Source organism: Methylomonas montana (genome assembly GCF_030490285.1).
Taxonomy (GTDB): Bacteria; Pseudomonadota; Gammaproteobacteria; order Methylococcales; family Methylomonadaceae; genus Methylomonas; species Methylomonas montana.
On sequence record NZ_CP129884.1, the window covers coordinates 2513653 to 2527525 of the forward strand.

Here is a 13873-nt window from a genome sequence, read left to right on the forward strand (position 1 = left end):
CTAAACACAGTTGCTCTCCCGGTATTCCTCGGCGATACCTGGGCCATTGTCCTCGATGCGTATCCGCACCGCTGATTGTAGCCTTTCCCCGGAAATTCGAATCGATGGCGCCAGATCGGATTTGGCGTGAATCAGCACGTTGCCGAGCAAGACATCAAACAGATCGGTCAAACGCGGCAAATCCAGGTATACCGGAAACAGGGAGAGCACTTCGATGCGCGTGCCGGTGTCGGCAATCAACCTGGACAAACGCCGCCGGACGTCGTTGAGCGCGATGTCCGGATGGTTGGTTTGCAAGCGGGCGCGCGGCACTCCGGCAGCGAGATAACGTTCGATGTCGCGAATTAAATCTCGCATCCGCGTCGCCCCCTGCTCAATATATTTCAGCGACAACAATGCGTCATCGTCTTGAATCTGGTGGTTTAGCCGGCCCGTTAATCGTTGGGCATATGACAAAAGCCGACGCGTCGGTTCCATCAAATGGTGGGCGGAAATATTGGCAAAATGCGTCAATTCGGCATTGGCGCGCCTGATCGCTTCGTGTTGGCGCTGGAGTTGGGCGGCGATTGCCGTTTTTTCGCGTAACCGTCTCTGTGCCAGCATCACCCAGACCAGGATGACACTCAGCCCTACCGCCCAAATGGTGCCGAAAATCAGCAGTTTCTGGTGAATGGCTGCGTTCAGTTCATTCAGATAGGGGCGCATCGGTACCGAAATACCCACACCGCCGCGCACTTCGCCAAGCTGATAACCTTGGAAACCGTGACACTTGAGGCAGCCCTGCTGTACCCGCATCGCCCCCATCAGCCGTAAATATGGTTCGCCGTCGATGTCAGTAAACTCGAATACTTCCTCGGCGCCACGCTCGAATTGGTGCATCGCTTCGGCTTCCCAAGCATCCGGGGCATTATGGGGATTCATCAGTTTGAAACTGGTGATCTTGCCTTTGACGCCGTAAAGATCGCTGAACTCTTCCATCAACTGGCGCAACATATAAGCGGGGTTCATCAACGTCAGTTTTTTACCGGAAGGCGTCTGGATGTCACGTTCGGCAATTTGGGCCAAGGCCGGATTGGGCAGAGTACGCTCGTTGATAGGCACATACACGCCGCCGTGCTGCGTGGCCCACAGCCGAAACGCCTGATCCTTGTTGAAATTGGCTCGCGCCTCCTTACGCGCCAGAGCGTCCATGTGTTGCCGTGCAAGACCCACGTCGTAATATAAAAATCCGCCGAGCAAGGCACTCCAGCCTAAAAGCGCAATCAAGCTTTGCATTTTGAGATAGCTAAAATCATTCATGATTCGCGCTTTCATGCCTGGTGGCGACAGCATTCAAAGGTAGCTCAAACCAGAAGGTGCTGCCCTGGCCTTCACCAGCCGACTCCACCCCGATGTGGCCACCATGGTGTTCGACAATCTTGCGGCATAGCGCCAAACCCACGCCGGCACCTTCGAAGCGGGACTGCGGCTGCAAGCGTGAAAACACCTGAAACAACCGGTCCGTCTGTGCCGGATCGATACCCACACCCTGATCGCTTACTTCGCAACGCCAAACTTCGGATCGCAGACTGCCTCGGACCGCCACCTCCGGCGCTTGGCCGGCTGCATGGTATTTGAGGGCGTTACCCAACAGATTTTGAAACAGCCGCACCATTTCGTCGCGACTGGCAATCAAGCGTGGCCAGTCGCCACCAATCTCAATCCGCCCGGCTGTCGTTACGCACTCAGGCTCCAGAAAGGACAAAGCTTCGTCCAGCGCGGCGCGCGTTTCCAGCCAGCCCAACGGTTCGGTTTTGCGGCCCACGCGCGAGATGTCCAGCAACGCCAGGATCATCGCATCCATGCGCTTCGCACCCTCCATGGCGAACTCCAAATATTGGCGGGTATCGCCGTCGAGTTGGCCTCGCAGAGATTTTTCGATCAACTGTAGATAGCTGTTGATCATGCGCAAGGGTTGGCGCATGTCATGTGATATGGCATAGGCGAACTGTTCCAGCTCGGTATTGGAGCGTTTCAAGTCGGCTTCCACCTGTTTGCGCTCGGTGACGTCTTCATAGACACCCAATATTCCGCACACGCTGCCATCCGGATTTTTTAGCGGTAATTTGCTGGTATGTAGCCAACCTATTTCGCCATCCGCACGCACGATCGATTCTTCATAGCCGAACTTGGCGGCACCTGATTCAATCACCTGTCTATCGTCGGCGTGATACAGTTCGGCAGAACCCCTCCGGGACAGTTGCTCGTCCGATTTACCAATCAACTCCTCCTGAGACGCCAGGCCGCTGTCCTTCAGAAAATGCCGATTACCGCCAAGATAACTAAGGTCGCAAGCTTTCCAAAACACACCTTGCGGGACAGTGTCGAGCACCAGTTGCAGCATTTGCCGAGACTGAAACAACTCCTGGGTACGCATATCTATGCGCTGTTCCAGCCCGGATTGCAATGCTTCATTGCGTTTTTGAGCGAGGCTCATGGTGACCACCCAATTTGCGAATCCGGTCAGAAAGCGCAAGATTGCCGGCAACTTGGCTTCGGCAATCACCGGTACTTCGGCCAACGCGCACAAATAGTCTGTTTCATCAAATCCGAATTCGGCTGCCTGTTGCCTGAAGTAATCGAGATCGGGTGCCGCCAACAAAAATTGACCGATAAACAGGTTGGCAATGTGTCGGCCATCGATGATGATCGGTGTGGCGCAATCGGTCAAACCGTTTCGGCAACGATAAATGGCGTAATCCTGGCCTTGCTGCATGGCTTTCGACAGCGAAACATCGCTTTCTATGCAACGCGCGCAGGTATCCGAATTGACGCGATGAAATGTCATGCACAGCCGCTGCCACCGGCTTGACGCTAAAACCCGCCCACGCAGATCGATCAGAGCCACCGGCAGCCCAACCACTTCCAGGAAGTCGTCAAACATTTGATTCAGTTGGCTAAAATCGATCAGTTTCGCCAACTCGGTTTCGTCTTGCGGTAATGCGGCATTCCAGTCGCTCGCAATCGGATCGGTCATCGTTGGGATTTGCGGCGGATTGACGAATAGCGGGGTGTGGCCGACCGACGAATCCTCGGCATCTTGGTTCATCACTTTTCCTCCTCGCCGCGCCGGCAGAGTTCTATGATTTTATCGAAACGATAGTCGCTGACCCATTCCCCCAACTGTCGGGCAAGTTCCGGATAGTCGGCCAGCATACCGTCGATGATGGTTCTTATCAGTTCGGTGTCGAGTAGTTCCGCAGCCTCCTGCAATTCAGCGCGCAATGGCGCGGGAAGATTCGATGGTGCAAGCAAAGCAGCGTTGGCGGACGTGTCGGGAACGGGAGAAACGATGTCGTCGGCATAACGGTAACGCAGTCCCAGCAATTCGCCCATCAATAAGTATAAGCGGGCCTCGTCGATAGGTTTGGCCAGCATGTCATCGCAGCCAACAGCCAATATCGCCTCGCGATTTTCATGAAAAGCACTGGCAGTCAACGCGACGATTTTGACCGCATCGCCGCCTGGCAACGCGCGGATGGATCGGGTGGCCTGATAACCGTCCAATACCGGCATGCGCATGTCCATCCAGATGAAATGAGGCCGCCAGCCTTGGAAGATGTCGATGGCGCGCCGGCCGTTTTCCGCCTGTCGTACCTCGAAACCGGCATTGGTTAATAAACTGGCGATCAATTCCAGATTGTCCGCATTATCCTCGGCCACCAAAATCCGTACTGGGGGATGGCCCGATTCCAAACCCAGCACGCGAGCTTGATGCGTTTCGACCAGCGGCACGTCAGCCTCCGGCAGCGGCAACTCGAAACTAAACGCGCTGCCTCGCCCCAAGACGCTGTCTACCTGCAATTCGCCGCCCATCAAGCGCACAAACTCGCGACTGATAGCTAAGCCCAAACCGGTGCCTTCCCCCTTGGCAACACCGGATTCGGCCTGATAGAACGGTTGGAAAATCCGCTCTTGATCGTCGCTCGGAATGCCGGGGCCGCTATCGATCACCTCGAAGCGTATGCTGTCGACGGCCGGCGTCAAGCGCAGGCTGGTATAGCCTTGTTCGGTGTACTTGACGGCGTTACCTAGCAAATTGATCAGCACCTGTCGCAGGTGATTGGCGTCGCCGTAGACAAAACGCGGCAATTCGCCGCTGTGTTCGACGTTAAATCCCAAACCTTTATGCTGGGCGCGTAGCCCGATCATTTCTTCGATGCCCGTCAGGGTATCCTGCAAATCGAACACCGCGTTTTGCACCGAAGTGCTGCCGGCTTCGATACGGGAAATTTCCAATACATCGTTAATTAACGCCAGTAAATGCCGGCCGGCGCGATTGATGGTTTCCAGATTGTGATGAGTGTCGGCGGGAAGACGTTCGTCGCGTTCCATCAATTGCGCGAAGCCGAGAATGGCGTTCAGCGGCGTCCGTAGTTCGTGACTCATATTGGCTAAAAACATGCTTTTGGCGCGATTGGCCGATTCGGCGGCATCGCGAGCCCGCACCAATTGGTCGGTGCGCTCCTTAACCAATTGTTCCAGATGGTAGCGGTGCTGTTCGAGCTCCGCTTCGACCTGCTTGCCTTCGGTCAGGTCGTAGTTGATGCCGACCATGCGCAGCGGCTGCCCGTTGTCGTCGCGTATGGTTTGTGAGGCGGCTTTCAGGTGATGAATCGAGCCGTCCGGCCATACCACCCGAAATTCCAAGCCATATTCGCGTTCACCGCGCAATGCCGCTTGGATGTTTTGTTTGACTTGGGTTTGGTCCTCGGCGTGTACAAAATTCAACCAAGCTTCGAAAGTCCCGGCAAATTGCCCCCGGCGTCTGCCGTAGAGCTGATACATCGCCTCGTCCCAAATCAATTCGCTTTTCACGACATCCCAATCCCAAATGCCGATGATACCGGCGCGGGTCGCCACTCGTAGGCGTTCGTTGGCCAAGCGCAGTGCCTGATCCCGCGTTTCCAGAGTATCCAACATATCGTCGAATGCCCGTGCCAGGCCGGCCGCTTCGTCGTCACCGCCGAGCCGGACCCGCTGCTGGTGGTCTCCCGCTTGCACGGCATTGGTCACTTGCCGGATAAGGTAAAGGCGCCGCGTCAAATGCCAGCCCATGATGCCGGCCATGACCGAACCGATCAGGATGGCGACGCCCGCATACAACATACCATCGCGAGCAATATCGGCCAGCCGCATATTTAAGGCTTGCTCGCCCAGCCCCACTCGAACCCAACCTATCTGATGGTTACCGAGGACCACGGGACTGAGCACATCGATCAAGGCTGCACTACGCGCGAGAATAGCGGGGCTGAACGGCACGTCGCCGTGGCTGGCCTTGGGTAAATCGAGGACGAATTGATTCACTCGGGCGGGGTCACTGTGAGCGACGACCCGGCCATGAACATCCAGGATCATGGCGTACAACAGCTCGGGGTAACGGCTTTGCGCGCGAACGATTTCCTGCAAACCGAAAAAATCGCGGGCCTCCAGCCAGCCGGCGGACGATGTGGCGACGCTTTGAGCCAGCGCGGTGGCAAATTCGCTCTGCCTATCCAGCAACAAGCTCTGTTGGCGTGCCATCGCGCCCCACATAAACAATGCCATCATGGTCGTATTGGTTAGCACCACTCCGAGCACGAGTTGCCGGCGTAAAGAGCCGACCAATAAGGTTCGCAAACGCTTAAACATCGGCAAGATTGCAGGGAAAAATCAACGCGAAAAAGGCGAACTTAATGTTCATCAGTTCATTTTTTGTTCAACCGGGCGCACTACCTTCTCGAAGTCGGCTATGTAGTCGCGGACAACGTCGTAACTCGCATCGTCGGCGCTGTGAAACCGTGCCGTTTCCATGCCCGTTAAAATCAGCTTGCCTTCCGGCCTGTTATCCAGCGCCAGAATCAGTACTTTCAACTTGTCTCGTATGGCTGCCGGCACATCATTGCGTACCATCACGGAGTTGTTGATTAATCCCGGTGTTTCCCAAGCAATCGTCAATTCTGCGGCTTCCTGAGGATGGTCTTTTTGAAACAGGCGCCAGGGCGGCGGCCAGGTCGCACCGGCTGCCGCTTCGCCCAGATAGGCGTTCATGATTGAAGATTCCTGGGAGCCGACATAACGGTTTTGAATATCCCGGTTCACGTCTATGCCGTGTTTGTGCAAGAAATACTGAGGCATGATGCAAGCCGCCAGCGCGGTCTGCGAAGGGTAGCTCACCACTTTGCCTTTCAAATCGGCGGGAGTATTGATACCGCTATCCTTACGGACGATGAACAGCCCTTTGAAATCCTCGGCGTCGCCAGCCATCGCGATAACCTGATAACCCACCTTGAGTGCCTCCAGCGTTTGCCATGGATTGGCCAGCAGAATCTCAGGATCGCGGGTACGGAATTTTGCTTCATACACTTGATAGTCGCGCGAAGCTTCCAGCTCGAAGTGGGCGTCGCTTATCTGCCGATTGAGGTAACCGATCAGTGGTTGGTAAGCTTCGGCCAGTTTGTTTGGGTTATGTAAGGGATGAACGGCCAGTCGATAAAGCGGCTTGAGTGGTTCGGCCGGCTGGTCGCCGTATTGCGGTCCTGGCGGCGTCGGCGTTTCAGACTCGCAGCCGGCCACAAACATGGTCGGGATGAGAACGGCCAGTAAAAGTCTGATCAAAGTAGCCATCAGTGCCGTTAAAAGTTGGATTTCGGCATGGAATATCCCTTTTCCTCGAACAGCCGCAAGCACGCCGCAGCAACGTCCGCATCGTAAATACTGCCGGCGCCTCGGCGAATCTCCGCTAATGCAGGTTCTTGCCCCAAGCCCGGACGGTAAGGCCGGTGCGAGGCCATCGCTTCCAACACGTCCGCGACCGCGATAACCCTTGCCTCAAACAAAATCTCTTCGCCTTTTAGTCCGTTCGGATAGCCGCTGCCGTCTAGGCGCTCGTGATGCTGCAAAATCATATCCGCGACCGGCCAGGGAAAATGCACCTGGCGCATAATGTCGCTACCCACTTGCGGATGGACTTTTATCAGCGAAAATTCGATGTCCGACAGACGACCAGGACGAGTCAAAATATCGACAGGCACATAAATCTTACCGATGTCATGCACCATGGCACCCAGGCGCAGGCCCTCCAAGGGCGCCGCATCCATGCCCAATTCCGTGGCGATAGCTACGGCCATCTGCGAAACCCGCCACTGGTGCCCCGCCGTGTAGGGGTCGCGTTTTTCAATGGTCATCGAAATGGCCAGTATCGTTTCTTCCAGCACACCGGCATATTTTTTCTGGCTTTCCTTTAACGACTCCAGAGCGGTTCGCAAATCCAGTGTCCGTTCGTCGACAATATCCTGCAAATCGCGCTGCAAGCGATATAGCTTCAAGTGCGCCTGCACTCTGGCCAACACTTCTTCCATCTGAAAAGGCTTGGACACATAATCGACGCCACCGGCCTGAAAAGCCGCCAATTTGTCTTCCATATCCTGCAAGGCGCTGATAAAAATCACCGGGATGTCACGGGTTTGTTCGTCGCGCTTCAGTTGTCGGCAGACTTCGTAGCCATCCATCTCCGGCATGCGAATATCCAATAAAATGAGATCCGGCGGGCTGGATTTGATCGATTTCAAAGCCACCGCGCCATCCAGCGCCGGACGTACTTTGTATCCCACCTGTTGCAAGATGCCGCTCAACACCCGCAGATTATTGGGTTGGTCATCCACGATCACGATGTTGCCCTGCGTGTCGACTGGGTTATTCATATTGCAGTTCCTGACTGAGCCTTATCCAATCTGAGCATCTTAGCTCAAATTCTTAATTCGGGTCATCCGCTTAAATTCGCGGCCTCGCCGGTCAACCTAGAGCTTGCTGATTTGTAAAGATCAAGAACAATTTTTGGCCGTTACGATGCGTTTAATCTCAGGCACCATCGTCTTTAACGCTGCTTTACGCGGGGATTTCTGATTTTTTGTCAATCAAATCGCTTGGCGTCCGCCGGCAATTTGTCGAACAATGGATGTCTGGGTATCCCGTAATGCGCCGGGTAATAGACCGCAGCCAGATGCAGGCCATGCGGTGGGGCGGTCATCGCCGCTTGCGAACGGTCCTTGATCGCCAATAACTCGGCTGTCCACTCCACCGGCCGACGCCCCATGCCGATTTCCATCAACACCCCGGCGATATTTCTCACCATATGATGCAAGAAGGCGTTGGCACACAGATCGATGATCACGCGTTGTTCCTCTCGATAAACATCAATGAAATGCATCAAACGCTTGGGGCTGACCGATTGACAGCTTTGAGCGCGAAACGAGGAAAAATCGTGTTCGCCCAGCAAGGTTTGCGCGGCCAAGTCCATCACTTGCGCGTCCAGCGGCTGGTAACACCAGGTTGCCTGCGTTCTTAGCAAAGCCGACTTCATCGGCCGATTCAGAATCACATAACGATAGGCCCTGGCTATTGCGCTATAGCGAGCGTGAAAATCGCCGAGCGCCGGTTGTGCCCAGGTAATGCGGATGTCATCCGGCAATTGGCTATTGCCACCCATCAGCCAGGCGCGCATATCCCGCTCCACCTCGCAATCGAAATGCACCACCTGTTCCAGCGCATGGACGCCGGCATCGGTGCGACCGGCGCACAACACGGTGATGGGCTGATTGGCGATCTTGCTCAAGGCTGTTTCCAATTCGCCTTGCACAGTGGCTTTGCCGGCTTGCCATTGCCAGCCGGCATAAGCACTGCCGTCGTATTCGATACCTAAAACGATGCGGGGCATGGTTAGACGAAAGACGAAATGTACAAAACCAAAGCGGTATTGCGCGGACTGTTTCGCCTATCTTGATCACTATTCATGAATCAAAACCCGACAACCGACTGTTACCAAATCGAATAAGGCGATCACATCGGCGTTTAACATTCGCACGCAGCCATGCGACTCTGGTTGGCCTTGCATGAACTGGTCCGGTGTACCGTGAATATAGATGTAGCGCCAAGTGGAATCGACAGCGCCGTAACGGTTTTTGCCTGGCTCCAACCCGCCCAGCCAGAGGATACGACTGAGAATCCAGTCGCGCTGCGGATGCTGTAGGGCTGATTCGGTTGTGTAGATTTCGCCGGTTGGCCGCCGGCCGACGAACACACTGTTGATCGGCAGACCAACACCGATTTTGGCACGGATTTTATGCCAGCCGGTCGGCGTGCAATAACTGCCTTTTTGTTCGCCGGGGCCGTTCTTGGCGGTGGAGACCGGATATTGAGCCAGCACCGCGCCGTTATCCAGCAAGCGCAAGCGCTGCTCGGCGATGGAAATGTCCAGATAACGCGAAATTGTAGGGGCGAATTGATTCGCCCATTTTGCCGAATCGTCCGAGGCGAATGAATTCGCCCCTACAGTACCCGCTATCATTTCACGAATAAGGCGATCGATTCGACGTGCGCGGTCTGCGGAAACATGTCCATCACCCCGGCCTTGACCAATTTGTAACCCAGCTCGTTAACCAAGATGCCGGCGTCGCGCGCCAGCGTCGAAGGATTGCACGACACGTAAACGATGCGTTCCGGTCGCCAGTGTTGCAAATTGTGCAGCACTTCCGAAGCGCCGGCGCGCGAGGGATCCAGCAATACCTTGGTAAACTTTTGCTTGGACCAGGGCTGATCTTTCAAATCTTTGGTCAGGTCGGCGACATGAAACTCGACATTATCGAGATGATTCAACTTGGCATTTTCGCGGGCATGCTTGACCAAAGGCAAATCGCCTTCCACGCCCACGACCTGTCCGGCTAAAGTAGCCAACGGCAGCGTGAAGTTGCCCAGACCGCAGAATAAATCCAGTACCCGGTCTTCCCTGCTCAATTCCAGCGCATCCAGCGCCCGCGTCACCATTTTGCGATTGATCTCGTAATTGACCTGAGTAAACATCGCCGGGCGGAAATTGAATTTAACGCCTTGCTCTGTCAGCGAATAACTCGGAATCACTTCCGGCTCGCCGTCCAACGGTACGATAGTGTCTGGGCCTTTCGGTTGCAGGCAGATGCTGATTTGATGATGATGGGCAAATTCGCGCATGATTTGTTGGTCGGCATCGCTTGGCGGCTCCAGCACACGAAACGCCAACACACATTCCTGATCGCCGATCGCCACTTCGATTTGTGGAATCTTGTCCTTGATGGTCAGGCCGGCGATCATCTCGCCCAACAAAGTCAGCTTCTCGCCGACGATGGGATGCATGACTTTGCAGGCATCGATCTCGGCCAGAAAAGGATTGCGCCGCTCGCGAAAACCGACTAACACCCTGCCCTTCTTGGCCACCCATTTCACGCCCATCCGCGCCTTGGTGCGATAGCCCCAATGCGGGCCGGTCAAGGCTTCCCATATTTGCGGAATCTCGACCTTGCCGATCCGGCGAAACTGTTCGCGTAACAGTTCTTCCTTGAAATTGATCTGCTCGGCATCGTCGACGTGTTGAAAGCTGCAACCGCCGCAGGTGCCGAAGTGCGGGCAAGCCGGCTCTACCCGATGCGGATTGCGGTCGTGCAATTTTACGACCTTGCCTTCCGCAAAATCGCGGCGGCTGTCGGTATAAACGAAATTCACGGTCTCGCCGGGCAAGGCTTCGTCGATGAATACGACCTTGCCGTTGACGTGACTGACGCCGCGGCCGTCGTGCGACAGCGATTCGATAGTAACGGTAACGGGGTCTAGCGGGAGTTTTTTCTTGTGGGCCATTATGCTCAATTGGGTAGGTTGGGTTAGCGTAGCGTAACCCAACATGAAGCCGTCAAGTTGGGTTGTGCTCTGCCGAGACAACCCGACCTGCGTAGATTATGTTGGAAAAATACCGGTGGACAAATAGCGATCGCCGCGATCGCAGACGATGGCGACGATCAAGGCATTTTCGACTTGTTTGGACAATTGCAACGCCGCGTACACGGCGCCGCCGGACGATACCCCGGCAAAAATGCCTTCTTCGGAGGCCAAGGCGCGCGTAGTATTTTCCGCATCCAACTGCTCGACTTCGATAATGCTATCGACCCGCGCCGCATTGTAAATCTTGGGCAAATATTCCTGAGGCCAACGGCGAATGCCAGGTATTTTCGATTCGCCTTTCGGCTGTACGCCGACGATTTGAATGTCGGGATTTTGTTCTTTCAGATATTTGGACGTGCCCATGATGGTGCCGGTGGTGCCCATCGAACTGACGAAATGGCTGATCTTACCTTGGGTGTCGCGCCAGATTTCCGGGCCGGTACCCTCGTAATGGGCCAGCGGGTTGTCCGGATTGGCAAACTGGTCCAGAATCCGGCCTTCGCCGCGCGCTTCCATGGCCCGCGCCAGATCGATAGCCGCTTCCATGCTGCCCTTGGCCGGCGTTAGGATAATTTCGGCGCCGTAGGCTTTCATCGAGGCGATGCGCTCGGCGCTCATATTGTCCGGCATGATCAAGGTCATTTTGTAGCCTTTGATCGCCGCCGCCATGGCCAGCGCGATACCGGTATTGCCGCTGGTCGCTTCGATCAAGCGGTCGCCGGGCTTGATCTCGCCGCGCGCCTCGGCGTGTTTGATCATGCTCAGCGCCGGCCGGTCTTTCACCGAGCCGGCCGGATTATTGCCTTCCAGCTTAACCAAAATGGTGTTGCCGTTCGCTACGGGCATGCGTTGCAAACGCACCAATGGCGTATTTCCGACAAAAGATTCTATGGTTGGAAAATTCATCACTCTTATCCAGATTATCGTTTTGGCGGCGATTATAGCAAGTTCCCCACCTCGAGCGCCGCTGTAACCCAAGGCCAAAAAATTTCCTTTATAATCGGCCGACTACAATCCAACCCGCAGCCGACATGGAACCCATCGATCTAAGCAGTCCAGAACTCTATTTAAACCGCGAAAACAGTCTGTTGGAATTCAACGTCCGAGTATTGGCGCAAGCGTTGGATGAAAACCTGCCGCTGCTGGAACGCCTGAATTACTTATGCATATCCTGTTCCAATCTGGATGAGTTCTACGAAGTGCGGGTCGCCAGCTTGCTGCAAATGGCGGAAATGGACCCTAACCTGATCAGTTCCGACGGTTTGACCATTAACGAACAATTCGAAAAAATCTCGGTAAAAGCCCACGAATTGGTGGCCGAACAATATCGGGTATTAAATGAAGTGTTGATCCCGCGCCTGGAGAACGAAAATATCCGCTTTCTGCGCCGCGACCGCTGGAGCCCTACCCAAAAAGCCTGGTTGGAAAAATATTTCAACGAAGAATTATTGCCGATTTTGACCCCGGTCGGACTGGACTCGGCCCATCCCTTCCCACGGATCCTCAACAAGAGCTTGAATTTCATCATCTCGCTGACCGGCAAGGATGCGTTCGGCCGGAACAGCGGCCGCGCTATTTTGCAGGCGCCCCGAGCCTTACCGCGCATTGTGCAGTTGCCGGTGACTGAGACCGATAGCCGCCCTTACGATTTCGTGTTTCTGTCATCCATCATCCATGCTTTCGTCAACGAGCTGTTCAACGGTATGACGGTGAAAGGCTGCTACCAATTCCGGGTCACCCGTAATAGCGATTTTTTTGTGGACGACGACGCCATCGACGATTTGATGCTGGCGGTGGAAGGCGAGTTGGCGATGCGCAACTACGGCGACGAAGTGCGCTTGGAGATCGACGGCAATTGCCCGGAAGAGACGGTCAATTTTCTGTTGGCTCGCTTCGATTTGACGCAGGATCGCTTATTTTTGGCCCACGGCCCGGTCAATTTAAGCCGCATCCAGACCATTTTTAATATGGTGGAACGGCCTGATCTGAAATTCCCATCTTTCAAACCCAGCCAGCCGCCGACGCTGGGGCGTAACAAAGATATTTTCGCCAGTATCCGCAAGCAGGATATTTTATTGCATCATCCCTACGAATCCTTCTCGCCGGTGGTGGATTTCATCCGCCAGGCTGCGGCCGATCCTGATGTGTTGGCGATCAAACAAACTCTATACCGCACCGGCGTCGATTCGCCGATCGTCGCCGCGTTGATCAAGGCGGCCCGCGCCGGCAAGGAAGTTACCGTGGTGATCGAACTGCGGGCGCGCTTCGATGAAAAAGACAATATCGGCCTGGCCGCCAAGTTGCAGGAAGCCGCCGCGCATGTGGTGTACGGTGTGGTCGGCTATAAGACTCACGCGAAGATGTGCATGGTATTGCGCAAGGAAGGCAGCATGCTGCGCAACTACGTGCATCTCGGTACCGGCAACTATCATCCGAAGACCGCCCGGCTCTATACCGATTACGGTTTGTTCACCTGCGAAAAAGAACTGGGCGAGGATGTACGGCGGGTATTCATGCAGTTGACCAGTCTGGGCAAGGTCAGCAAGCTCAACAAACTGCTGCAATCGCCGTTTACGCTGCATCAAGGTTTGTTAAGGATGATCGAAAAGGAAATCGAACAAGCCAAGAAGGGCAAGAAAGCCAAGATCGTCATCAAGGTCAACGCGGTGGTCGAGGAACAAGCCATTCAAGCCTTGTACCGCGCATCGCAAGCCGGCGTGGAAATCAAAATGATCGTGCGCGGCGTCTGCTGCCTGCGGCCCGGCGTGCCCGGCGTATCGGAAAATATCGAAGTGCGTTCCATCGTCGGTCGTTTCCTGGAGCACACCCGCGTCTATGCGTTTTACAACGGCGGCGACTGGGCGGTTTATGCCTCCAGCGCCGATTTGATGAACCGCAATATGTTCCGCCGCGTGGAAGTCTGCTTCCCGATTGCCGACAAAAAAATCGTCGAACGCATTCTCGGCGATCTGGATGCGTATCTGAAAGACAACTCGCAAGCTTGGCAATTGCAAAGCGACGGCCAATATCGGCATTTGCGAGCCGGCGATCAAACCATTTATCAAGTACAAAGCGAATTGCTGAAAGCTTTTTGCGGATAGGAGTCAAT

10 protein-coding genes are annotated in these 13873 nt (G+C 55.0%); 1 reads left to right on the forward strand and 9 read right to left on the reverse strand.

What is annotated here, in order from left to right:
- The 9 genes from QZJ86_RS11635 to cysM all read right to left on the reverse strand — a co-directional run bounded on the left by QZJ86_RS11635 (position 1) and on the right by cysM (position 11670).
- Positions 1-1299, reverse strand: coding sequence for a c-type heme family protein (locus tag QZJ86_RS11635; protein ID WP_301670577.1), 1299 nt, complete (start codon positions 1297-1299; stop codon positions 1-3).
- Positions 1292-3088 carry a PocR ligand-binding domain-containing protein gene (locus QZJ86_RS11640; RefSeq protein ID WP_301670578.1) on the reverse strand — a complete coding sequence of 599 codons (1797 nt, stop codon included), beginning with the start codon at positions 3086-3088 and terminating at the stop codon, positions 1292-1294. Before QZJ86_RS11640 ends, QZJ86_RS11635 begins: the two co-directional genes overlap by 8 nt.
- Positions 3088-5670: an ATP-binding protein gene (locus QZJ86_RS11645; RefSeq protein ID WP_301670579.1), complete on the reverse strand. Its 2583-nt coding sequence runs from the start codon at positions 5668-5670 to the stop codon at positions 3088-3090. The genes QZJ86_RS11640 and QZJ86_RS11645 overlap by 1 nt, the downstream gene beginning before the upstream one ends.
- A gap of 51 nt (positions 5671-5721) precedes the next feature.
- Entirely contained in the window at positions 5722-6645 is a 924-nt protein-coding gene (locus QZJ86_RS11650) for a phosphate/phosphite/phosphonate ABC transporter substrate-binding protein (protein ID WP_301670580.1), read from the reverse strand.
- A gap of 8 nt (positions 6646-6653) precedes the next feature.
- A complete protein-coding gene (locus QZJ86_RS11655; protein WP_301670581.1) occupies positions 6654-7721 on the reverse strand; it encodes an HD domain-containing phosphohydrolase in 1068 nt (355 codons plus the stop codon).
- A gap of 209 nt (positions 7722-7930) precedes the next feature.
- Positions 7931-8734, reverse strand: a complete 804-nt coding sequence (gene truA / locus QZJ86_RS11660) for a tRNA pseudouridine(38-40) synthase TruA (RefSeq protein ID WP_301670582.1) — start codon at positions 8732-8734, stop codon at positions 7931-7933.
- 69 nt (positions 8735-8803) lie between these two features.
- Positions 8804-9364, reverse strand: a complete 561-nt coding sequence (locus QZJ86_RS11665; protein WP_301670583.1) for a L,D-transpeptidase — start codon at positions 9362-9364, stop codon at positions 8804-8806.
- Entirely contained in the window at positions 9361-10683 is a 1323-nt protein-coding gene (gene rlmD, locus QZJ86_RS11670) for a 23S rRNA (uracil(1939)-C(5))-methyltransferase RlmD (RefSeq protein ID WP_301670584.1), read from the reverse strand. The genes QZJ86_RS11665 and rlmD overlap by 4 nt, the downstream gene beginning before the upstream one ends.
- A gap of 96 nt (positions 10684-10779) precedes the next feature.
- The gene (gene cysM / locus QZJ86_RS11675; protein ID WP_301670585.1) at positions 10780-11670 is read right to left on the reverse strand and encodes a cysteine synthase CysM; all 891 of its coding nucleotides are present in this window, start codon (positions 11668-11670) and stop codon (positions 10780-10782) included.
- Positions 11671-11795: 125 nt separating this feature from the next.
- Here cysM and ppk1 point away from each other — a divergent pair, with 125 nt between their 5' ends.
- Entirely contained in the window at positions 11796-13865 is a 2070-nt protein-coding gene (gene ppk1 / locus QZJ86_RS11680; protein WP_301670586.1) for a polyphosphate kinase 1, read from the forward strand.
- The last annotated feature ends 8 nt before the right edge of the window (positions 13866-13873 follow it).